The 21,227-nt window shown below is 38.1% G+C and carries 15 protein-coding genes and 5 pseudogenes; 16 read left to right on the forward strand and 4 right to left on the reverse strand.

What is annotated here, in order from left to right:
• A pseudogene (locus NSQ85_RS10405) lies at positions 1 to 709 on the forward strand (IS3 family transposase); the annotation flags it as partial.
• A 97-nt stretch (positions 710 to 806) separates the two neighbouring features.
• Here the strand turns inward: NSQ85_RS10405 and NSQ85_RS10410 are convergent.
• Positions 807 to 1,715: a LysR family transcriptional regulator gene (locus NSQ85_RS10410; protein WP_179972914.1), complete on the reverse strand. Its 909-nt coding sequence runs from the start codon at positions 1,713 to 1,715 to the stop codon at positions 807 to 809.
• A gap of 206 nt (positions 1,716 to 1,921) precedes the next feature.
• Between NSQ85_RS10410 and glmS the strand changes: the two genes are divergently transcribed.
• From glmS to adhP, 9 genes and pseudogenes are all read left to right on the forward strand, one after another.
• A complete protein-coding gene (gene glmS, locus NSQ85_RS10415) occupies positions 1,922 to 3,730 on the forward strand; it encodes a glutamine--fructose-6-phosphate transaminase (isomerizing) (protein WP_179974468.1) in 1,809 nt (602 codons plus the stop codon).
• Positions 3,731 to 3,846: 116 nt separating this feature from the next.
• Complete coding sequence (locus tag NSQ85_RS10420) at positions 3,847 to 4,176, forward strand: zinc ribbon domain-containing protein YjdM (RefSeq protein ID WP_179974469.1); 330 nt, start codon at positions 3,847 to 3,849, stop codon at positions 4,174 to 4,176.
• 193 nt (positions 4,177 to 4,369) lie between these two features.
• A complete protein-coding gene (locus NSQ85_RS10425; protein ID WP_179972917.1) occupies positions 4,370 to 5,011 on the forward strand; it encodes an amino acid ABC transporter permease in 642 nt (213 codons plus the stop codon).
• 8 nt (positions 5,012 to 5,019) lie between these two features.
• Entirely contained in the window at positions 5,020 to 5,649 is a 630-nt protein-coding gene (locus NSQ85_RS10430; protein ID WP_340781819.1) for an amino acid ABC transporter ATP-binding protein, read from the forward strand.
• Positions 5,650 to 5,661: 12 nt separating this feature from the next.
• On the forward strand, positions 5,662 to 6,513 hold the full coding sequence (locus NSQ85_RS10435; protein WP_179972918.1) for an amino acid ABC transporter substrate-binding protein: 852 nt from the start codon (positions 5,662 to 5,664) through the stop codon (positions 6,511 to 6,513).
• A gap of 165 nt (positions 6,514 to 6,678) precedes the next feature.
• A pseudogene (locus NSQ85_RS10440) lies at positions 6,679 to 7,802 on the forward strand (DinB/UmuC family translesion DNA polymerase).
• A 77-nt stretch (positions 7,803 to 7,879) separates the two neighbouring features.
• Positions 7,880 to 8,177: pseudogene (locus NSQ85_RS10445) on the forward strand (hypothetical protein).
• Positions 8,155 to 8,451 (forward strand): annotated as a pseudogene (locus tag NSQ85_RS10450) (DUF5960 family protein). Before NSQ85_RS10445 ends, NSQ85_RS10450 begins: the two co-directional pseudogenes overlap by 23 nt.
• Positions 8,452 to 8,597: 146 nt before the next feature.
• Positions 8,598 to 9,619, forward strand: a pseudogene (adhP, locus tag NSQ85_RS10455) (alcohol dehydrogenase AdhP).
• A gap of 621 nt (positions 9,620 to 10,240) precedes the next feature.
• Here adhP and NSQ85_RS10460 read toward each other — a convergent pair.
• From NSQ85_RS10460 to guaA, 3 genes are all read right to left on the reverse strand, one after another.
• Positions 10,241 to 13,027 carry a DEAD/DEAH box helicase family protein gene (locus NSQ85_RS10460; RefSeq protein ID WP_179974471.1) on the reverse strand — a complete coding sequence of 929 codons (2,787 nt, stop codon included), beginning with the start codon at positions 13,025 to 13,027 and terminating at the stop codon, positions 10,241 to 10,243.
• A gap of 1 nt (position 13,028) precedes the next feature.
• Positions 13,029 to 14,978 (reverse strand): DNA methyltransferase, encoded by a 1,950-nt coding sequence (locus NSQ85_RS10465; protein WP_179974472.1) that lies wholly within the window; start codon positions 14,976 to 14,978, stop codon positions 13,029 to 13,031.
• 223 nt (positions 14,979 to 15,201) lie between these two features.
• Positions 15,202 to 16,764 carry a glutamine-hydrolyzing GMP synthase gene (gene guaA, locus NSQ85_RS10470; protein WP_179974473.1) on the reverse strand — a complete coding sequence of 521 codons (1,563 nt, stop codon included), beginning with the start codon at positions 16,762 to 16,764 and terminating at the stop codon, positions 15,202 to 15,204.
• Positions 16,765 to 16,931: 167 nt separating this feature from the next.
• On the opposite strand from guaA, the gene NSQ85_RS10475 reads away from it, so the two are divergent.
• From NSQ85_RS10475 to NSQ85_RS10500, 6 genes are all read left to right on the forward strand, one after another.
• Positions 16,932 to 17,630 (forward strand): GntR family transcriptional regulator, encoded by a 699-nt coding sequence (locus tag NSQ85_RS10475; RefSeq protein ID WP_095559342.1) that lies wholly within the window; start codon positions 16,932 to 16,934, stop codon positions 17,628 to 17,630.
• A gap of 65 nt (positions 17,631 to 17,695) precedes the next feature.
• A complete protein-coding gene (locus NSQ85_RS10480; RefSeq protein ID WP_179972922.1) occupies positions 17,696 to 18,028 on the forward strand; it encodes a putative DNA-binding protein in 333 nt (110 codons plus the stop codon).
• Between the two features lie 32 nt (positions 18,029 to 18,060).
• Positions 18,061 to 19,623 (forward strand): signal recognition particle protein, encoded by a 1,563-nt coding sequence (ffh, locus tag NSQ85_RS10485; RefSeq protein WP_179974474.1) that lies wholly within the window; start codon positions 18,061 to 18,063, stop codon positions 19,621 to 19,623.
• A gap of 103 nt (positions 19,624 to 19,726) precedes the next feature.
• The gene (locus NSQ85_RS10490; protein WP_179972924.1) at positions 19,727 to 20,254 is read left to right on the forward strand and encodes an ECF transporter S component; all 528 of its coding nucleotides are present in this window, start codon (positions 19,727 to 19,729) and stop codon (positions 20,252 to 20,254) included.
• A 23-nt stretch (positions 20,255 to 20,277) separates the two neighbouring features.
• Positions 20,278 to 20,793 carry a transcription repressor NadR gene (locus tag NSQ85_RS10495; protein ID WP_179972925.1) on the forward strand — a complete coding sequence of 172 codons (516 nt, stop codon included), beginning with the start codon at positions 20,278 to 20,280 and terminating at the stop codon, positions 20,791 to 20,793.
• Between the two features lie 94 nt (positions 20,794 to 20,887).
• Positions 20,888 to 21,227, forward strand: a 340-nt coding sequence (locus NSQ85_RS10500) for a helix-turn-helix domain-containing protein (protein WP_340781821.1), incomplete at its 3' end; no start/stop codon positions are given.

Consider the following 21,227-nt stretch of genomic DNA (forward strand, 5'->3'; position numbering starts at 1 on the left):
ATTGTTCTCAACAAAGTGTTTACCTGGACTATGGCCTCTCAAATCAAGGATTGCTTAACAATTGGATAGAACAATACAAAAATGGGTATACTATTGTTGAGAAAACAAGAGGGAGACTGCCTAGATTTCGTCGTAAACGCAAGTATTCTTCATACGAAGGAGAAGTTGGCAAGAAAGCAGATAACCTTTATTCAACGGCAGTTTGAAGCATACAAACAAATGGAAAAGTGCTACATAGATGGGACAGAGTTTGCAATTCCAGCAAGCAGCTAAAAGCTCTATTTATCACCAGTATTAGATGGCTTCAATAGTGAAATAGTCGCTTATAATCTTTCTAGGTCGCCGAATTTAGTACAAGTGAAAGCTATGCTAGAAAAAGCTTTTACAGGAGACCATTATGAAAACACAATTCTCCATAGCGACCAAGGATGGCAATACCAACACGATTTCTATCATCATTTTTTGGAGGATAAAGAGATCCAACCGTCCATATCATGTAGGGGAAATAGTCCAGACAATGGTATGATGGAGTCCTTCTTTGGCATTTTGAAATCCGAAATGTTTTATAGTTATGAGAAGACCTTTCAATCACTTTAGCAATTGGAACAAGCTATTATAGACTATATTGATTATTACAACAAACAAACGCACTAAGGTAAAACTAAAAGGACTCAGTCCTGTGCAATACAGAACTAAATCCTTTGGATAAATTATTTATCTAACTTTTTGGGGTCAGTACGAAAAGGCTCTTTTTTGAACGATAAAAAATTCCAACCTTATGTTGTGGGGACTAAGTAGCTCTTATATTAGTTATCAAAAGTGACCTCCTTAACAAGGTTGTCTAAGAATTTTTCTCCCATTTTAGAGAGAGTAGCCTTTTCGTGTTTCAAATATACAATATCAATTTCATCATCAACATCTAGTGGAATAGAGACGATATTGTCACCATTTAAATTACTATTTAAGATACCAGTGGCAATTGTGTATCCATCCAAACCAATTAATAGGTTAAAAAGTGTTGCACGGTCTGAAACCACAATCGACTTTTTATGGGGGATTTGTGAGAGAATCTCTTCAGAATAATAGAAGGAATTATGAATCCCCTGATCGTAACTAAGGTAAGGGAAGTCCTCTAAATCTTCCAATGAGACCACTTTATGATTGGCCAGAGGATTTGACTTGCTGACAAAGATATGAGGTCTAGCTTTAAAGAGACTAGTATAGGTAAGTCTGTTATCGTCAAACATTTTAGTCAAGACATCTCGGTTATAGCCATTAAGGAAGAGAACACCGATTTCTGAACGGAAGTTCTTAACGTCTTCGATAATCTCGTAGGTACGAGTTTCACGTAAGAAGAGCTCGTAACGCGTCATATCAGCTCTCTTGAGAAGTGAGACGAAGGCATTGACGACAAAAGCGTAGTGTTGAGAAGAAACACTAAATAATTCACGTGTCTCTGTGTGACTTTTGTAGCGTTCTTCTAAGAGATTAGTTTGTTCTACTACTTGACGGGCATAAGATAGAAATTCAACACCATCTTTGGTTAAGGTGATCCCTTTAGGGTTACGAATAAAGATGTCAATTCCCATCTCTCTTTCTAAATCGCGGACAGCGTTTGAAAGACTTGGTTGTGTAATGAAAAGTTGTTTTGCGGCTTCATTCATTGAGCCGGTTTCGACGATTTTGATAATATAATGTAATTGTTGAATTCGCATAGCCTTATTATAGCATACTTTAAGGATTATTCCTTAGGATAAGAAGTAATTAAAAGGTCTTTTGGGAACTATACCAATTTTATGCTTGACAATATTAAATATATGGAATATACTGTCTTCGTTAAGTTTTTAAAAGAGCTTATTGACTATACCAATTTTAAATGAAGGAGACATGACCTCTTTGACTTGAGGTTATTATTAAAAATATGTGTGGAATTGTTGGTGTTGTAGGTAACACAAATGCAACCGATATCTTGATTCAAGGACTTGAAAAGCTAGAATACCGTGGTTACGATTCAGCCGGTATCTTTGTAGCTGGTGAAACATCTAGTCAATCGGTTAAAGCTGTTGGCCGTATTGCGGAACTTACTGCTAAAATTGAAGGTATAGAAGGTACTGCAGGTATCGGACATACTCGTTGGGCGACTCATGGGAAACCAACGGAAGACAATGCTCACCCACATCGCTCAGAAACAGAACGTTTCGTTTTGGTTCACAACGGTGTTATTGAAAACTATCTTGAAATTAAGGAAGAATACCTTTCTGGTCATCATTTCAAAGGTCAAACCGATACTGAAATTGCTGTTCACTTGATTGGTAAATTTGTTGAAGAAGACGGTTTGTCAACTATTGAATCTTTCAAGAAGGCTCTCAATATTATCCGTGGATCATATGCATTTGCCCTCATGGATTCTGAAGATGCATCAACAATTTATGTCGCTAAAAACAAATCACCACTTTTAATTGGTCTTGGTGATGGTTATAACATGGTCTGCTCAGATGCTATGGCTATGATTCTCGAAACAAATCAATACATGGAAATTCACGATCAAGAGTTGGTTATCGTGAAAGCTGATAGTGTCGAAGTTCAAGATTATGATGGCAATGTTAAAGAACGTGATAGCTATACTGCTGAGCTTGACCTTTCTGATATTGGTAAAGGGACATACCCATACTATATGCTCAAAGAAATCGATGAGCAACCAACAGTGATGCGTAAGCTCATCCAAGCTTACACTGATGACAAGGGTCAAGTGACTGTAGATTCTAAAATTATCAAAGCTGTTCAAGAAGCTGACCGCATCTATATCCTCGCAGCAGGAACTTCTTATCATGCCGGTTTTGCCTCTAAGAAGATGCTTGAAGAGTTGACCGACACTCCAGTTGAGCTTGGTATTTCTTCTGAGTGGGGTTATGGTATGCCACTCCTTAGCAAAAAACCTCTCTTTGTCTTTATTAGTCAATCAGGTGAAACAGCAGATAGTCGTCAGGTTCTTGTTAAAGCTAACGAGTTGGGAATTCCAAGTTTGACGGTGACAAACGTTCCGGGATCTACTCTTTCTCGTGAAGCTGATCACACAATGCTTCTTCATGCTGGACCAGAAATTGCCGTAGCTTCTACTAAAGCTTACACAGCTCAGATTGCGACCCTTGCCTTCTTGGCTAAAGCAGTCGGTGAAGCTAATGGTAATGAAAAAGCTAAAGCATTCGACTTGGTACATGAATTGTCACTAGTAGCACAATCTATCGAATCAACGCTCTCTGAAAAAGAAGTGATTGATGAGAAGGTGGCAGCTCTTCTTTCAGAAACACGTAATGCTTTCTATATTGGTCGTGGTCAAGATTACTATGTTGCTATGGAAGCAAGTCTTAAATTAAAAGAAATCTCATATATCCAATGTGAAGGTTTCGCAGCAGGTGAGTTGAAACATGGTACAATCGCCCTTATCGAAGATGGCACACCAGTTATTGCCCTCCTGTCAGATCCTGTTCTTGCTAGTCATACTCGTGGTAATATCCAAGAAGTGGTAGCACGTGGTGCTAAAGTGTTGACCATTGCTGAGGAAAACGTTGCTAAGGAAGGTGATGACATCGTCCTTAATAATGTCCACCCTTACCTATCACCAATTTCAATGGTAGTACCGACACAATTAATTGCTTACTTTGCGACGCTTCATCGTGGACTCGACGTTGATAAACCACGTAACTTAGCTAAATCCGTTACAGTTGAATAAAAATACTAACATCTTCTTACATTGTAAGGGGGTATTTGTTTTTCTTGTTTTCACTCTTGCATAATTAAGTAATCTAAAGTAGAATAGTATCTGTATTACAATCTTAGGAGAAAATTATGTCATTGCCAAATTGTCCAAAATGTAACTCAGAGTATGTCTATGAAGATGGAATCTTGCTAGTATGTCCGGAATGTGCCTATGAGTGGGATCCAAACGAAGTTGCAGAAGAAGGACTTGTGGTTCTTGATAGCAATGGCACACGTCTTGCTGATGGCGATACTGTTACAGTTATCAAAGATTTGAAAGTTAAGGGTGCTCCGAAAGACATCAAGCAAGGAACACGTGTTAAAAATATTTGCTTGGTTGAAGGTGATCACAACATTGATTGTAAGATTGATGGTTTTGGTTCCATGAAACTTAAATCAGAATTTGTTAAGAAAATCTAAAAATAAGGATTAAGTAGGAAATTTTTTAAGACCTACAGTTTTCTAGATTATTTAAGTCCTTGAGGAGTGGGATTAGAACTCAATTTTTAGAGAGGGTTCAGTCTCACTCCTTTTAGTATTTTTAAAATCTTATACTATTTTTTTGTTTTTTTGGTATAATATTCATCAACACTAAATAATTATAGGAGTTTATATGTCATACGTTTTGGAAGTATTACCAGCTCTGTTAAACGGTGCGGTAGTCACACTTCAAGTATTTTTCATTGTTATCATACTGTCGATTCCACTAGGGATTGTGCTTGCTTTCTTAATGCAGATTAAATTCAAACCTCTAAATTGGTTGCTAACTCTTTATGTTTGGATTATGCGTGGAACACCGCTCCTTTTGCAATTAATATTTGTTTATTATGTTCTTCCGAGTGTAGGGATTGTCTTTGATCGCCTTCCGGCTGCAATTCTTGCTTTTACGCTTAATTATGCTGCTTATTTCGCAGAGATTTTCCGTGGAGGAATTTTGGCTATTCCAAAAGGACAATACGAAGCGGCTAAAATGCTTAAACTTAGTCCTTTCCAGACCATCCGCTATATCATCCTTCCTCAGGTGGTTAAAATTGTCTTGCCAAGTATCTTTAACGAGATTATTAACTTGGTTAAGGATTCATCATTGGTTTATGTTATTGGGGTTGGAGATCTTCTTTTGGAAAGTCGTACCGCTGCTAACCGTGATGCGACCTTAGCACCGATGTTTGTGGCTGGAGCTATCTATCTTATCCTTGTAGGTGTAGTGACTGTAGCTTCTAAACACATCGAAAAGAAATTCAACTATTATAAATAGGAGACCTTATGTTAGAATTAAAAAATATTTCCAAGCAATTTGGTCAACACAAAATTTTTGATAACTATAACCTAACTGTCGAAGAGGGAAAAATCCTAGCAATCGTTGGACCATCTGGTGGTGGTAAGACAACTCTTTTGCGTATGCTAGCAGGACTTGAAACTATTGATTCCGGGCAAATTATTTATGAAAATGAAGAGATTCCCTTGGATCAGATGGAAAGTCGTAACTTGCTAGGCTTTGTCTTTCAGGATTTTCAACTGTTTCCTCACTTGACTGTCTTAGATAACTTAACCCTTTCGCCAATTAAGACGATGGGAACGTCTAAGGAAGATGCCCAGAAAAAAGCTCAGACTCTACTTGACCGTTTAGGGCTTGGAGCACATGGAAATGCTTATCCGTATTCACTTTCTGGGGGACAAAAACAACGTGTTGCATTTGCTCGTGCCATGATGATTGATCCGAAAATCGTCGGCTATGATGAACCAACTTCAGCTCTTGATCCTGAGTTGCGTCAAGAAGTAGAGAAATTGATTTTGCAGAATCGTGAGACTGGGATTACGCAAATCGTTATTACTCACGATATGCAATTTGCACAGCACATCGCTGATGAGATTGTCACTATCAATCCAAAATAGCGAGGATTTTCTATGAAAAAAATAGTGAAAACAGTTTTGCTAGCCTGTCTTGTTATTTTGCCTTTGTTTGGGTTATCAGCTTGTAGCTCGCGCTCACATTTTGCAACTCAGAAAGACCAGTGGCAAACTTATACCAAAGAAAAGAAAATCAAAATTGGTTTTGATGCAACCTTTGTTCCTATGGGATATGAGGAAAAGGATGGTAGCTATATTGGTTTTGATATTGACTTGGCTAATGCAGTTTTTAAATTATATGGCATCGATGTTGAATGGCAAGCTATTGACTGGGATATGAAAGAAACTGAGTTGAAGAATGGGACGATTGATCTTATTTGGAATGGTTACTCGGTTACAGATGAACGTAAGCAGTCTGTAGACTTTACGGAACCTTATATGGTAAATGAACAAGTACTGGTAACCAAGAAGTCTTCAGGGATTGATTCTGTTGCAGGAATGGCAGGTAAGACCTTAGGCGCTCAAGCAGGGTCGTCTGGTTATGATGCATTCAATGCTTCTCCAAAAATTTTGAAGGATGTCGTTGCTAATCAAAAAGCTGTCCAATATTCGACTTTTACACAAGCTTTGATTGACCTTGATAGTGGACGTATTGATGGCCTATTGATTGACCGTGTGTACGCTAATTACTACCTAGAAAAATCAGGAGTTCTGGATCAGTATAATGTTATGCCTGCTGGTTACGAGGGAGAAAGCTTTGCTGTAGGTGCTCGTAAGGTAGATAAGACACTAATTAAAAAAATCAATCAAGGATTTGAAACTCTTTATAAAAATGGAGAATTCCAAAAGATTTCTAACAAGTGGTTTGGTGAAGATGTCGCAACAGACCAAGTTAAAGGGAAAAGATAAGACTATAACAACATTCTAGAAAGAATGTTGTTATTTTTTGTGAAAAACACTTGAGATATAACAAGTTATAATTTATACTAACGTTAGTTTATAAACTGACAAAAGGACAAGCATGGATATTTCGATTATTCAAGAGAGCCAAAAAGTGATATTGCTTTTGTAGATATGAAATCTTTCTATGCGAGTGTTAGAGTGTGTTGAGCGTGGGTTACATCCACTTAAGACTTCTCTATGTGTGATGAGTAGAGCTGAAAACGCTAATGGTTCAATATTAATGTCTTCCCCTATATTTAAGCATGTTTTTGGCAAGTCAAATGTTAGTCGATCTTATGATTTACCTTTTGATATTTATTCTCGTAAGTTTCATTATTATAATGCCAAAAAACAGGGACTTCCAACGGATAGAGATTTTGTTGATTTTATAGAATCTTGGGCCAAGGTTACCTTTAGTGTTTCCCTCGAATGGATCTTCATATCAAAAAGAATATTTAGAATCAACACATTTTCCAGAATTATGCCAGTGTTGACGATATTCTTCCCTATTCTATTGATGAGGGATTCATTGATCTCACGTCGTCATTAGATTACTTTATTCCCGATAGGACTGTTACTAGAAAAGAAAAGATAAGTTAGATATGATTTCAGGTCGAGAACTTGCTAATAGCAACCCTGATACTCTTAAAAAGGAGTTAGGTATTGTTGGCTTAGACCTCTTTTTTCATGCCAATGGTATTAATGAAAGTAATTTTCATAAACCTTATAAAACAAAGTCACATGGTTTAGGAAATTTGCAAATATTACCACGAGACTATGATCGGAAAGCTGATATTGAATTGATTCTGAAAGAGATAGCATAACAGGTGGCTATTAGATTAAGACGAGTCCATAAGAAAGCTTGTCAAGTTTCCATTAGCATTGGATTTTCAAAGTTAGAGAGCAAGCGTTCGCTACAAGCACAGATGAATATTGAGCCTGCCAATAATACAAAAATACTAATAGGGCATGTCATTTCACTCTTTCGGAAGAAATATCAAGGAGGGGCTGTTAGAAGTGTCAGTGTTTCTTATGCAAATTTTGTAGATGAAAAGATTCAAATTCTTTCTTTATTTGATAATCCAGATGACATTGATAAAGAAGAAAGGCTTCAGTCAGCTATAGATAGTATTCGTCAGGAATTTGGCTTTACGACCATTCAAAAAGCAACAGCTTTACAGGAGGTATCTAGGAGTATTGCTCAAAGTAAGCTTATTGGTGGACACTCAGCTGGAGGATTAGATGGCTTAAAATGATAGATCGTAGTTACCTTCCCTTTCAATCTGCTAGGGAACATCAAGATAGGGGAATGATGAAGTGGATGTGATATTTCTTGTCGGAACACACAAGTTCACTACATGAAGATAAGACTAAAGAAAATCTAACTAATCGTTTGGATGATTTAGAGAAGTTTACTTTATTGAACCAACTTTATTTGGGTCAATTATTGGGGAATTTCCAGATAAAGGATCAAGGTAGGCGCTGTAGGTTTAGTGGCTATGTGGTTGATTTGGATTTTGATTAAGTTACTATAAAATCTTCCAAGCGACATAAACGTATTCGAACAAAGGACATATTAGAAATTAGTTTGGAGGTTGAAAAACATAGATGAAGAAGAGAAAAATTTATGATGATAAACTTCAAATTGACTATTTTTCTGATAGCTATCTAAAGTTTGAAGAAGACTTTTATCGCTAGTCTGCTATGGATATTCCCTTAACCTTTTTGACGGATGATATTCTTAGAGAGATGGATATCAGTCAAAAGAATTATTTTCTATTAAATTTAAATAAATTAAATAAAGAGAATGCTAGAGACGAACGCAATCATTATTTCCATTTTGAAGTCAGTCTTTTGGATTCCAAGACACTCGTGAGACAGTATAGGTATCTTGGAAATGATTAAATCATATCACATCCAGCAGGAGAAATAGTATTTCTTTAATTGCTAGCCAAAGCTTTCAAGAAATTTTTCAGTGACTGAGAAACATTTATGTAAGCATTGATATTGTTTCTGAGAGTGTTAAAAGTTATCATATAGAGGTGGTTAAGATGAGAGCAGTTGTTGTTAATCAAGCAAGCACAGGTATTGAAGTTGTGGACCATGAAAAACCAGCGTTAGTTGCTCATGGTCAAGCCTTGGTTAAAGTTGGATACTGTGGCGTTTGCCATACTGACCTTCATGTAAGCCCATGGAGACTTTGATCAAGTTCTAGGTCGTATCTTAGGCCATGAGGAAATTGGTATTGTTGAAGAAGTTGGTGAAAGAGTTAAAACATTAAAAAATTTGATCGCGTATCAATCGTTTGGTTCTTCTAGGGTGTGGCTACTGTGAATATAGTACAACTGGACGTGAAACACTCTGTCGGTCTGTAAAAAAATGCTGGTTATAGTATTGATGGTGGTATGAGTGATTATGCTTTGGTTACTGCTGACTACACTGTGAAAGTTCCAGACGGACTCAATCCCGCTCAAGCTTCATCTATTACACTTGTGCGGGAGTTACAACTTATAAAACCATTAAAGAGGCTAAAGTTGAACCTGGTCAATGGGTAGCTATTTATGGTGCTGGAGGGCTAGGTAATTTGGCTATTCAATATGCTAAGAAAGTTTTTAACACACGAGTAGTAGCAGTTGATATTAATCAAGATAAACTATATTTGGCTAAAGAATCTGGCGCTAATTTAGTGGTAAATGGTAAAGAAGTTGAAGATGTAGCAGGCTATATCTAAGAGAAAACTGGTGGTACACACAGTGCTGTTGTAATAGCTGTTTCTAAGGTTGCTTTCAACCAGGCTGTCGATAGAGTACGTGCCGGTGGTACGGTCGTTGCCGTTGGGCTCCCATCTGAATACATGGAGTTCTCAATTGTCAAAACAGTTCTAGATGATATCCGTGTTGTTGGATCTCTTGTAGGTATGCGTAAAGACTTAGAAAAAGCTTTTGACTTCGGTGCACAAGGCTTGGTAGTACCAGTTGTTGAAACCGTTCTTGTCAATACAGCTGTAAAAGTATTTGATCAAATGGAAAAAGGTGAAATTCAAGGACGTAAGGTGCTTGATTTCACTAAGTAAGCATACATTTGTCAATGACTACCATGATGACTATATGAGGAGTTGGGCAGCCTAAACTGGCTAAACTACTTTTTGAAAGTAGTATATTTGAACAAAATTTCAGTGATTTATTTGTGTTGATAGAATTTTTATTGGTCTAAAACCTTATTTAGATATAAAACAAAAAAGCGTTGAACGATTGCGTTCAGCGCTTTTGATGTTTTTGGTTTTATTTCCACTCAATAGTAATCTATACCACTAAAATCCTTTCATATTGGGATTTTAGAAAGATTTACTTATTTTGGTGGGCTAGATGGTAGGGATTATTACTATTTTAAAATTTTTGATTTCCATTGAATTTTACTAAACTTTTTGAGGGGAATGAGATAGAAATATTATCAGTTATTTTCACAAATAATTTTTTCTTGCATTTATTACTCCTTACTATTTTTTTATTTTTAAAGAATATGTTTGAAAAAAATAGGTTTGCGGTCCTCGGGAAAAAACTGAGATTGGGTATTATATTTTGGGTTATCTGCTTCCCATTAACGATATTTTTCGCCAATTCTTTGTGAAGCCAATTGATAAATCAACTCACAAGTTTTGAGATAGGGTCGTGAATTCACACTTTTCTTTGGCATTTCACTCATCCTCCTCGATTATTACATCAGTAGAAGGGTCTGCTACCATCAATAAATCTATCTGTTCATTAGGTTTCTGATAGGTCACGCCAGACATTGCCATCAATTCAGGGATTGTGTTTTGTCCGTCTTTTGCGGTAAAGAATTTTAGACCGCTAATCTTGACGTTATCGACACCATCTTCAAATTCCATCTCTGCTTGATGGTCGGTCATATAGAGCAACAAGTCCTGCTTCCATAGCTCGCTGACGAATCTATCGCCACTCATGCCTTTTGTTTCAATGAATATTTGGAAGTAAAAGTCACTATCTTCAAGGAACAAGATGAAGTCGGGTTGGAAGCCCTGCAAGTGCATATCTACAATTTCGCCAGCTCGATTGATTCGTGAGCCATATTGATGGAGCTTGAGCTTTTCGCTCTTAGCTGACTCACGGTGCATATTCTCATCCATGCGGAACAAGTAAACTGCCTTGTTATATTTAGCTTTTAGCTCATTCACATGAGCTTGAATACGTGTGATGAGGTCAAATTCCAACTTGTTGACGATAGCACGATCATAGACATAGAAGTCCTCAGCTATATCGTAAACTGCAACTTTTTGAGTGGCTTCATTCAAGAGGTTTGCCGTGTCATACTCAGGTACTCGCTTATTATAGTTGGTTAGATACTCACTAATTGGGTAGCCAACAAACCTGTTTGTGCCTCGTTTCTTGACATAGCCAGACTTGAATTTGACTTCGTACTCTTTCAAAAGGTCAATGGTGACTTTCAAAATCTCGTCTGCCGTAATATCTGTTGACTTGTATTCTTTTGGAACGGTCAAGAAAAGTTTCAACTTACTTGCGTTTAGCCAGTTTTCCCCATAGATGAACTCTTTCATGGATTCAAGCAATGGCAGATACTTTATCAAGTTGTCAAATTGATAAAACTCAAGTCGTTGGATGGCTTTCTTGATATAGCGGTCGTCAAACCTGTCAATGTGAATTTGTTTTGTCTCAGTCAATGCGACTGTTGCTTGATAAGACACTTCACGAGTACCATAATTCAGACTTTTTTGAATGTCCGTCTTGTGTGTGATTCCGTATTTCTGAATGGAATCAAACCAATCATCTGCCACATCCTCAACTTTGTTATAATAGATTTTTCCTGTCTTATAGGTTTCTGTTTTTTTGAAAGCAGGCTTGACCTTGATTTCAATCGGTGGATTTTTCTTATCCTGACCCGTTGGCAAGTCCATTTGCTTCAATGAGCCTACAAGCTGTTTAAGGTATTGTGGCTCATTCATGGTGTGGTAGTGCAACGTTTCTAGGAACAATTGCTTGTTTGAGCTATCACCATCAAATCTACGTTGATAGCTTTTCACACCGTCCAATTCAAATGGATAATACCTTGCACCACGCCCAATGAGTTGCGCTTCAACCATTGTGGCATTTTTGTTTGTCGCAGCTTCCTGCTCAATACGGACAATATCATAGAGGTTGAGAACATCCCATCCCTCGGTCAGTTTTGCGACCGCAAAAACCACACGATAGAGGTTGTTTGGGCTTTCGAGCGTGTTGAGTGCCTCATACTGACCCTTTTCAAGCATATTTCCGCTTGTGTCATTAGCATTTAACACGTTTCTCGGGTCAAAGTCTTGCTTAATCTCACGGACGATTTTTGCAAGGTCATCTTCATTTTTGAGATAGTAATTGTAAGCCAGTTCCAAAGCTGAGCTGTCGTTGCTATCTAGGACTTGTTGGCGCTTGATAAATGCGAGCAAATCCGTAACGTTGAGATTTTGAATCAGCTCATTAAAGACCTTGTTGGCTTCCAGTGATATCGCAACTTTTGCTGACTTAAACATTATCACGGGCTTAAATGTTCCTGTGACACCCTCGGCATAAGCACAGTATTTTCTAAACTGCGAAAGCAAGACCGCGTTTAGCATTTTATCTTGGTCGCTTGCGGACGTTTCAATTCGCTTAACCTGCTTGGAATAGCCATCAAACATGAATTGATTCAACGGATAGCGGTAGACCACCTTATCCCGATACTTGTTATATATGACTTCTTTATCAAAATCGACTGTTGCCGTAAATTCAAGGAGGAGATTCTTTTGTTCCTTATCATCACGGGCACGTAAGATTTTGTTAATGGCTGATTCCCAAGTATTTTCAGCTTCCTTCTCTGACTTGGTGCTTGCGGAATAATGGTGTGCTTCATCCGCTAAGACTGCAACAGGTTGGTTTTCATAGTCTGAAAGCCCCATGGTATTTTCTTTCAAGACAAACAGGTCATCCGATACTTTTTGAACCGAAGATAGCTTAATGTAAATGGTGTTGTCTTGTTGAATCCGTGGGAAACGTTCGACTTGCTTAATGAAAATATGCTTGCCGTCGATTTCAATTTTGTCTTTGAACAGGTATTTTTCACTGTTTTCGTTGACCAAGTTGTCCTTTGTTTTCATCAAGACTGAGTTGGTATTGACGGTAAACAAGAAGTTGCGATAGCCATGCTCTTGATAAAGGTAGAGGATAAGCCCTGCCATCAAGTCGGTTTTCCCTGAACCTGTCGCCATGTTAAAAAGCACATGTTGAGGGTTCGGTTTAATCTGTGTTTGGGTATAGTGATAATTTCGGATAGCTTTATCCTGATAGGCACGCAACGTATGAATCAAGTTCCCGTTAATATACTCTGGGATTTCATAACTTTGGTGCTGACTGAACAAGTCTTTTTCTGCTTGTTCAGCCTGATCCACAAGGGGAAATTGACGAGCGTTTGCGGGTGTTTTCCTTGCTTTTGCCATGCTAGTCACCACCCTCATAGAAATTCTTGTTGAAGGTGTAATCTTCATCAGAGATTAAGTCACGGACGTTTTTATCGTCAATTTCAGAGTAGTTATAGTAAAGCCCATTTTTATCAAGGAGCTTCACAAGTAGACGCTTGTTTTCGTCAAATCCTTGTAGCCAATCAATCTTAGATAAGTCGGCACGGAATGAAATGTCAGCAGGTTCCATAGTATCTGTTCCTTCTAACATACGATTGTACACGACTTTCAAGTCATCTAATGTTTTTGCATGAATAATATCTTGTAGATAACCCATATTCTTAGGCATTAATTCTGTATAAACGAAGGAACCATCACCTTGCCAATTTACATCTTTAGAAATACCACCTTGTTCGCCTTCAATGACTTTTTGAAGGCGTGGGACTGAAACGGTACTGATATAGTCCATCTGTTCAATACCGATAAAGCGACGGTTCATTTTCATTGCGACTGCTTGGGTGGTAGCTGACCCCATAAAGAAGTCAAGCACTAAATCACCTTCATTTGTGGCAATTTCTATGATTCGTTTTAATGTGCCTTCAGGTTTTGGAAAAGCAAAGACTTTTGCTCCCATCAGCTCTTTGAGATGAAGAGTTCCCCTTTCTGAATTTACTTCCTTATCCCACCAGACTGAACGAGCCATCACGGTATTTTTACGGTATTTTTCCTGTATTGACCATCCACCATCTGACATGGGGCGAGCAACAACGTTTTTCCCTTTATTTTCAGCTAGTTTGGGCTTTCCCCATCGCCATACAGTCTGAATCCCTTGAGAAACTTTCGGAAGGATTTCAATAGAGTACTGATCGCTTTGAACTTCTGAAACTTCATAAAAACCGTTTTCGTCTTTTGAACTTGGGTCAGCGAAGATTGGATAAAAAAGATTCGGTCTATTTCCGGAATTGAAAGCAGTATTCCGATTTCGAAGCTCACGTACTTCGAATGGTCCGATTGAATCTTTGAACGGAAACTTCTTGTCCTTATCTACAATTGGATTAAATTCCGTACTAGCAGATTTTCGATATACATAGATGAATTCGTGCATGTTTGCAATTCCACCATAATCTCGTCCACGTGGATTATTTACGACTGTAATCAATTCCACAAAATTATCGCTTCCAAATATTTCATCCAGAATTACCCCGAGGTACTTAACTTCATGGTTATCTAAATGAACAAAGAGCGATCCATCGTCCGAAAGCAACTGATATGCAATTTCAATTCGATTTTTTATAAACGTCAGCCACGCCGAATGGTTGAATTTATCGTTATACCCAAAGCTATCTTTTCCAGTATTATAGGGGACATCTAGGTAAATTAGCTTAACCTTGTTGAGGTAATTCTGTGATATTGAGTGCAACGCCAACAGATTATTCCCTTTAATAATCAAATTATCTGTATCTTCATTAAATTCTGTTACTGTTGATTCTCCATTTTCATCAAATCGCTTACTGTTCACAAATATTTTCTTATCAAACAAACGGTCAATCTCGTCTTTCTCAATCACTTCATTCAAAAAAGCATCATCATAACCATCTTCATTATCTTCTTTTGTCATAGAAGCTGTTAGAACACCGTCTTTAAATGGAAAATCTAATACTACGTCTTGACTATCCTCTAAGAATTTCCCATTAGAAGCTAGTCCAATACGATTTTCATATTTTGTATAGCTAGTATCCCAATAATCATTATATAGAATTGCTTCCTCTAGCTGTTCAATCTGAAAGAGCTTTTGACCCGCCACTTCCTTGACGAAATGTTGCATGATGAAATCCACTTCAAACAATTTGCTTAAAAGTGCTTCATCATAATTTCGTAAATCATCCGCGAGTTTGGAACGGTTCAATTCTTCTCCGACAAAATATTTATCGCCAAAAGATACCAAAGCCGTTTTCAACTCGTCAAAAATTTTCGGTTCAATTTTTGCCATCTGTGTCGTCTCCTTAATAGTTTATCTCTTAAATTATAGCATTGAACAACCTTACACGTGTTAGCGAGAGCCAAAAAAACCTCCCACCGACAACCATTCAGTGAGAGGATTTTTGGCGACAGTTTTGGAGACAATTCAAATCATTTTGTGTCTCCGAACGTCACTCGAGTTTTAGCTAAATGCAGTAAAATCAACGTTTCTGGTGTTATAAAGTGTCACTATTTTATTCCCATTCTACAGTTGCAGGTGGTTTACTTGTAATATCGTAGACGATACGGTTAACGTGTTCAACTTCGTTAACGATTCGAACAGAAATCTTTTGGAGAACCTCCCATGGAAGTTTCGCAAAGTCAGCTGTCATACCGTCAATTGAAGTGATAGCACGGATAGCAATAGTATAGTCGTAAGTTCGTCCGTCACCCATAACACCGACAGAACGTACGCCTGTGTTAACAGTGAAGTATTGCCATACATCACGGTCAAGACCAGCCTTAGCGATTTCCTCGCGAAGAATAGCATCAGACTCACGAACGGTTTCAAGTTTCTCTTCAGTGATTTCACCCATAACACGGATGGCAAGTCCTGGTCCTGGGAATGGTTGGCGCCAAACGACCTCGTCAGGCATTCCCAGTTCAGTACCAAGAGCGCGCACTTCATCTTTAAAGAGAGTGTTAAGTGGTTCAATCAATTCAAACTGCATGTCTTCTGGAAGACCACCAACGTTGTGGTGAGATTTGATTGTTTGCGCTGTTTCAGTACCTGATTCAATGATATCAGTGTAGAGTGTTCCTTGAGCTAGGAAGTCAACACCTTTAAGTTTGCTTGCTTCGTCATCAAAAACGTGAACAAACTCGTTACCGATGATTTTACGTTTTTTCTCAGGGTCATCAACACCAGCCAAGAGATCAAGGAAGCGTTTAGAAGCATCAACACGGATAATATTAAGGCCAAATTTACCTCCCAGCATCTCCATAACTTGGTCGCCTTCACCTTTACGGAGAAGACCGTGGTCAACAAAGATACATGTCAATTGATCACCAATAGCTTTTTGCAAGAGCACACCCACAACAGATGAATCAACTCCACCTGATAGTCCAAGAAGGACTTTGCGGTCGCCAACTGTTTCACGAATCTGTGCAATTTGCATATCTACGAAGTTAGCCATTGACCAGTCACCTTTTGCACCACATATACTAAAAGCGAAGTTTTTCAAAATGTCGTTACCATATACAGTGTGACGAACTTCTGGGTGGAATTGGATACCATAAAAGTTTTTCTTAGTATCTTCCATCGCAGCGAATGGGCAATCCGCTGAATCACCAACAAGATGGAAACCTTCTGGAATTTCTGTAACAGCATCACCGTGACTCATCAGAACGACTTGTTCTTCAGGAGTTCCAGCAAAGAGCTCTGATTGAGCACGAAGGCGAAGTGTTGATTGGCCATACTCACGATTACCTGCTTCACCAGCCGGAACAACTTTACCACCGAGTTTGTGGGTCAAAAGTTGCATTCCGTAACAGATACCAAGAATTGGGATACCAAGCTCGAAAATTTCTTCGTCAATACCAAATGCATCTTCGGCATAAACAGAGTTGGGGCCACCAGAAAGTATGATCCCGATGGGATTGATGGCACGTACTTCATCAGCAGTAATTTTATGGCTCTTCAATTCAGAGAAAACGCCAAATTCACGAATACGACGTGCAATCAGCTGATTGTATTGGCTACCATAGTCTAGAACAATGATTTTCTGCACATCATTCAAAGTAGAAATGTTAGTCATTATTACCCTTTCTTTTTGCATCACACATGGTTTCTTTCTTATGCAATAATTGTATCACAAATTTATGGACTTCGCACCTTGATTTATACGAGAAATTGTAAGTCTCTTACTTATCTTTACAATTTTGTCACTTTTTTTGTAAAATAGGGAAAAAGGAGGGGAATTGGATGTTACCAGCGTATATTCGCATACATGATAAGATTAAGGAAGATGTTGATGATGGTACTTGGAAAATTGGGCAACGTCTTCCTAGCGAGCGAGATCTTTGCGAGACTTTTGATGTGAGTCGGATGACTGTGCGCCAGGCGATAACACTTTTAGTGGATGAGGGGGTTTTAGAACGCAAACCAGGCAGTGGAACCTTTGTTGCTAGTAGTCGAGTTAAGGAAAAAATGCGTGGAACTACGAGTTTTACTGAGATTGTCAAATCCCAAGGGAAGAAGCCATCTAGTGAGCTTATTTCGTATCAACGTCTATATCCAAATGAGTTTGAAATCAAGAATTTAGGTGTCTTGCCACAGTCCCATGTCATTCGTATGGAACGTGTTCGTTTTGCTGATGACATTCCGGTTGCCTATGAAATTGCCAGTATCCCTGAGAAAATTATCCGAGGTTTTAAGGAATCAGAAATTACCGAACATTTCTTCAAAACATTAACTGATAATGGTTATGAAATAGGAAAAAGTCAGCAGACAATATCAGCAAGTTTGGCCAATAGTAGTCTAGCCAAGCACCTCAAGGTTAAGACTGGTGATGCTCTTTTGAGTCTGACACAAATTTCCTTTCTCCAAGACGGTCAGGCTTTCGAATATGTACGAAGTTACTATGTTGGCGACCGTTTTGAATTTTATTTGGAGAACAATTAGAAGTCACTGCTTTTTTCTGCACAAGTATGGTGCTAACACCATGATTTTATGGTAAAATGTAGCTTATGGAAATTGAAAAAACCAATCGCATGAATGCCCTCTTTGAGTTCTATGCAGCTTTGTTAACAGATAAGCAGATGAACTATATTGAGCTATATTATGCGGATGATTATAGTTTGGCAGAAATTGCCGAGGAATTTGGTGTGAGTCGTCAGGCCGTATATGATAACATCAAGCGTACTGAGAAGATTTTAGAAGATTACGAGATGAAATTACATATGTATTCAGACTACATCGTCCGTAGCCAAATTTTTGATGATATCATGGGAAAATACGCAGACGATAGCTATCTCCAGGAACAAATTGCAATCCTGAGCAGCATTGATAATAGAGATTAGATTCAAGCAGAAAGTAAGAGAGGAAATGATATATGGCTTTTGAAAGCTTAACGGAACGCTTGCAAGGCGTTTTCAAAAATTTAAGACGTAAAGGAAAACTTTCAGAGAAAGAAGTTCAAGAAGTCACTAAAGAGATTCGTTTGGCACTTCTTGAAGCAGACGTAGCTCTACCAGTTGTTAAGACATTTATCAAACGTGTTCGTGAACGTGCTGTAGGTCACGAAATCATTGATACTCTTGATGCTTCACAACAAATCATTAAGATTGTTAACGAAGAATTGACAGAAATTCTTGGGTCTGAAACATCTGAGATTGAGAAATCTCCAAAGATTCCAACTATCATTATGATGGTTGGTCTTCAAGGGGCTGGTAAAACAACCTTTGCTGGTAAATTGGCTAATAAACTGATTAAAGAACAAGAAGCTCGTCCAATGATGATTGCTGCAGATATCTATCGTCCAGCAGCCATTGATCAGTTGAAAACTTTGGGACAACAAATCAATGTTCCTGTTTTTGATATGGGAACAGAGACACCAGCAGTTGAGATCGTCAGAAATGGTTTAGAACAAGCGCGTGCTAATAAAAATGACTATGTTTTGATTGATACGGCTGGTCGTTTGCAGATTGACGAAACCCTCATGAAAGAGTTGCGTGATATCAAAGATTTTGCTCATCCAAACGAGATTCTCTTGGTTGTAGATAGCATGATTGGTCAGGAGGCTGCTAACGTTGCCAAGGAGTTTAATGAACAACTAGATATCACAGGTGTCGTTCTTACTAAAATTGATGGTGATACACGTGGTGGTGCGGCTCTTTCAATTCGTGAGATCACTGGAAAGCCGATTAAATTTACAGGTACTGGTGAGAAAATTACGGATATCGAGACTTTCCGCCCAGACCGTATGTCAAGCCGTATCTTAGGTAAGGGTGACCTTCTTACCCTTATTGAAAAAGCTTCTCAGGAGTATGATGAGAAAAAATCTCTTGAGTTAGCTGAGAAGATGCGTGAAAACACCTTTGATTTTAATGATTTTATCGACCAATTAGACCAAGTGCAAAATATGGGTCCTATGGAGGATTTACTAAAGATGTTGCCAGGTATGGCTAACAATCCAGCCTTGGCTAATGTTAAAGTAGACGAAAAGCAGATTGCTCGCAAGCGTGCAATTGTATTATCAATGACACCAGAAGAACGTGAAAATCCAGATCTCTTGACTCCGAGTCGTCGTCGCCGTATTGCCAATGGTTCAGGGAATACCTTCATCGAAGTAAACAAGTTTATTAAAGACTTCAATCAAGCAAAACAAATGATGCAAGGCGTTATGTCTGGCGATATGGAGCAAATGATGCGTCAAATGGGTCTTAACCCAAATAATCTGCCCAAAAACATGCCAAATATGCCTGATATGGGGAATATGGACATGTCTGCTCTTGAAGGCATAATGGGTGGCGCTGGTATGTCAGATCTTGAAAATATGGATCTAAGCCAAATGCTTGGTGGTGGTCTTAAAGGTAAGGTCGGATCATTTGCCATGAAACATGCGATGAAGCGTCAAGCTAACAAGTTGAAGAAAGCTAAGAAAAAACGTAAATAAGAAGGGACTAGAGCTTATGGCTCTAGTTTTTTTTATGGCATATTGACATATAGGTATATACAATGTAATATACTATTGTATATACAGAAAAAAGGGGAAGATTATGAAACCGAAAAAAAGAATTCAAGAAATGACCTTTGCAGCTTTGTTAACTGCGATTGCTATCCTTATCCCAAGTATTATGCCAATTAAACTAATCATTCCACCGGCTTCTTATACCTTAGGGAGTCACATTCCAATATTTCTAGCTATGTTTATATCTCCCTGGGTGGCAGCTTTTGTTATCTTATCGTCTAGTTTAGGCTTCTTTATGGCCGGCTATCCGATTATTATTGTTTTTAGGGCATTCTCACATATCATCTTTGGTTGTTTAGGAGCGCTTTATTTGAAAAGGTTTCCTCAAACAATAGAAAACCATAAATCATCTTTAATTTTAAATTTTGTTTTAGGGGTTATTCATGCTCTAGGTGAAGTTATTGCTTGTGTGATTTTTTATTCAGTAACGGGGGAGGACTTCCAAAAACTATTTTATATCTTGTTTGTTTTAGTTGGATTTGGTACTATTGTCCATAGTATGATAGACTACGTTATAGCATTAACGATTTTCAAAAGTATTCAAAAAATTCGATAGTTGTAAGAGGAGTTGTTTAGTCTATGACTTTAAATCGCAAGCAAGAATTATTGACCCTATTAAAGCAGTCTAAAGAAGCGATTAATGGGCAGAGTTTGGCAGAACATTTCGGTGTTACTCGTCAAATCATTGTCCAAGATATTGCACTTCTGCGAGCAGATGGTTCTCAAATTATCTCAACTAACAGGGGTTATCTTTATAAGACTAGTGATGATAATTCTTATGCACGTCGACTGTTTAAAGTGAATCATACGGTGAATAATATGGAAGAAGAGCTTCTAGCCATTGTCGATAATGGGGGACGTATTCAAAATATCATGATTGATCATCCAGTCTATGGTGAAATTCAAACCTTGTTGAAGTTGACTTGTCGTCGAGATGTTAGATATTTTTTAGAACAAGCAGCGTCAAGTGACTTTCGACCACTATCTGAATTAACCAACGGTGTTCATTATCATCTTGTTGAAGCTGATAGTCAACAAGATTTAGATTATATTGAAGAGGCACTCGATAATCTTGGATTTTTAGTCAAAGATTAATACAAAAGTGAAATATAAAAGTAGTTGATTTCACTTGAAGTCAACTGCTTTTTTTGATACACTTATGTTAGTTTATTAACTTACGGAGGTAGCTATGTTTTCAGGACAAAGACTTAAAGAGATTCGAGAAGCACAAGGAATGAGTCAAGCATCAGTAGCTAAGCATCTAGGGATTTCGCGCTCCTCTTATTTTAACTGGGAAAATGGTAAGACAAAACCAAATCAAAAGAATCTATCGGTACTGGCTGAACTATTTGGTGTAGCCGAGACCTATTTTCTGTCTGAACACGAGATTGTTGAAGTGTACTTGGAATTAACTGAGGAAAATCGTCAAGAAGCTTTGCGATTCACTAAAGCTCTTCTGGAGGAACAAGAAGCAGAAAAGAAGAAAGCACCCGTTATCCCACTTTACTCTTACAAAGTTTTCGAGCGTT

Source organism: Streptococcus sp. FSL L8-0526 (genome assembly GCF_038007145.1).
GTDB lineage: Bacteria > Bacillota > Bacilli > Lactobacillales > Streptococcaceae > Streptococcus > Streptococcus thermophilus.